Consider the following 356-nt stretch of genomic DNA (forward strand, 5'->3'; position numbering starts at 1 on the left):
AATGGCAAAGCGCAGAGGGGGAAGGACGAATCGGGAGACATATCCGATCGGATTAGTGCCGGGGCCGGTTTCGGTGCCAAAGGAGATCAGAGGCGTTTACTTCGCAGACTTCGGCAGCGCCGACCTTGAAAAAAGCGTTCCCCGAGATCTCCAAAGTAGCGCGGGCATAAAACGAGGGTAATTGCAGAAAGGCATGGCAGGCTACATTCGCAATAAAGAGGCAGAGACCATTCCCACCCAGCGATGCCTCTGGCAAGCCCGCTCCTTTATCCTCCACTACCTCCACTACCTCCACTGACCCCTAAACATGTCAATCTCAAGTTTAGGTTGTACGTTAAGGCTGATTTAGAGGTGCC

1 protein-coding gene is annotated in these 356 nt (G+C 53.4%); it reads left to right on the top strand.

Features of this window, described 5'->3' with window-relative positions:
* A partial coding sequence (locus EZM41_RS02890) for a hypothetical protein (RefSeq protein ID WP_198469329.1) occupies positions 1-181 on the top strand: 181 nt, incomplete at its 5' end.
* Between the last annotated feature and the right edge of the window lie 175 nt (positions 182-356).

This window comes from Acetomicrobium sp. S15 = DSM 107314, assembly GCF_016125955.1.
Classification (GTDB): Bacteria; Synergistota; Synergistia; order Synergistales; family Thermosynergistaceae; genus Thermosynergistes; species Thermosynergistes pyruvativorans.